2 protein-coding genes and 1 pseudogene are annotated in these 1,638 nt (G+C 75.6%); 2 read left to right on the forward strand and 1 reads right to left on the reverse strand.

Annotated features, from left to right (window positions below; all coding sequences use genetic code 11):
- Both B8460_RS20090 and B8460_RS20095 read left to right on the forward strand, forming a co-directional pair.
- The coding region (locus B8460_RS20090; RefSeq protein WP_048863403.1) for a sensor histidine kinase at positions 1–756 on the forward strand (756 nt) is incomplete at its 5' end.
- Complete coding sequence (locus B8460_RS20095; protein ID WP_048863404.1) at positions 753–1,430, forward strand: response regulator; 678 nt, start codon at positions 753–755, stop codon at positions 1,428–1,430. The genes B8460_RS20090 and B8460_RS20095, both read left to right, overlap by 4 nt.
- Here B8460_RS20095 and B8460_RS23005 read toward each other — a convergent pair.
- Positions 1,409–1,638, reverse strand: a pseudogene (locus B8460_RS23005) (hypothetical protein); the annotation flags it as partial. The gene B8460_RS20095 and the pseudogene B8460_RS23005 sit on opposite strands and share 22 nt — an antisense overlap.

The following is a 1,638-nucleotide window of genomic DNA, read 5'->3' on the forward strand; positions in this document are numbered from 1 at the left end:
GCGGTGGCGGTGGAGCGCGTGCGCCTCGCCGGCGAGGCGGCGCTCAACGCCGTGCAGGAGGAGACGCAGAAGCTGCGCACCGCCCTGCTGTCGTCGCTGTCGCACGACCTGCGCACGCCGCTCGCCGGCATCCGGGGCGCGGCCGAGACGCTGCGCCGCGCCTGGACGCAGCTCGACGCCGCGACGCGCGCCGACCTGCTGCGCGCGATCGAGGACGACACCGCGCGCATGACGCAGTTCCTGGCGAACATCATGGACATGACGCGGCTGGAGACGGGCGAGATCACGCCCCGCGCGGTCCCGGTCGCGCTGCACGATCTGGTGCCGGCGGCGATCGCGCGCGTCGCGGGCGCCCGCGACGCGGTGCTCGACCTGCCGCCCGACCTGCCGCCTGTCGTGGCCGACCCGGCGCTGCTGGAGCAGGTCCTGGTCAACGTGCTCGACAATGCCGTGCGCCACGGCCTCGGCGCCGGCATCACGGTCAGCGCGCTGGTGGCGGGCGGGCGCGTCGTGCTGCGCGTCGCCGACCAGGGGCCGGGCATCGCGGCGGCCGACCTGCCGCATGTCTTCGACAGCTTCTACCGCGCGCGGCGCGGCGACCGGACGCAGCCGGGCACCGGGCTCGGCCTTGCCATCGCGCGCGGCCTGATGGGTGCCATGGGCGGCGAGATCACGGCGCAGAGCCCGCGCCCGGACCGGCCGGGCGGCACGCTGATCAGCCTGCGCCTGCCGGTCGCCGCGGAGACGCGCCGATGACCGGGGCGCGCGTGCTGGTGATCGACGACGAGCGGCAGATCCACCGCTTCCTCAAGCCCGCGCTGGAGGCGGCGGGCTATGCCGTCGAACAGGCGGAGACGGCGGCCGAGGGGCTGCGTCTGGCGGCCTCGCGCGCGCCGGACGCGGTGCTGCTCGATCTCGGCCTGCCGGATCAGGACGGGCACGAGGTGCTGGCCCGGCTGCGCGCCTTCAGCGCGGTGCCGGTCATCATCCTGTCGGCCCGTGACCGCGAGGCGGAGAAGATCGCCGCCCTCGACGCCGGGGCCGACGACTACGTGGAAAAGCCGTTCGGCGTGGGCGAGCTGCTGGCCCGCATCCGCGCCGCCCTGCGTCACCGGCTGGCGGCGCAGGGGCATGACGGGCCGTTCGTCGCCGGGCCTCTGGAAATCGACTTCGCCCGCCGTGCGGTGCGGGTGGAGGGGCGGCCGGTCACCCTCAGCCCGCGCGAATACGCCCTGCTCGACCTGCTGGCGCGCAATGCCGGCCGGGTGATGACGCACCGGCAGCTGCTGACCGCCGTATGGGGGCCGGCGCATGCGGGGGACGTGCAGTATCTGCGCGTCTATGTCGGGCATCTCCGCCAGAAGCTCGGCGGTGCCGGCACGAAGCTGGCGACCGAGCCGGGCGTCGGCTACCGGCTGGCCGAGGACTGACCTCCCGGCCCGCGCCGGTATTCGCCCGTCTGCCACAGCAGCACCAGCGCCGGCGCCACGATGCCGATCGACGCCGCCCCGCCCCAGCCGCCGACCGCATAGGCCCAGGCGCCGAGCGCCGATCCCGCCGCGCCCGCCGCGAAGAACGCCGCCATGAACAGCCCGTTCAGCCGCGCCCGCACCGCGTCGCCGAGCGCGAAGATCGCCC

The organism is Acidisphaera rubrifaciens HS-AP3 (assembly GCF_000964365.1).
Classification (GTDB): Bacteria; Pseudomonadota; Alphaproteobacteria; order Acetobacterales; family Acetobacteraceae; genus Acidisphaera; species Acidisphaera rubrifaciens.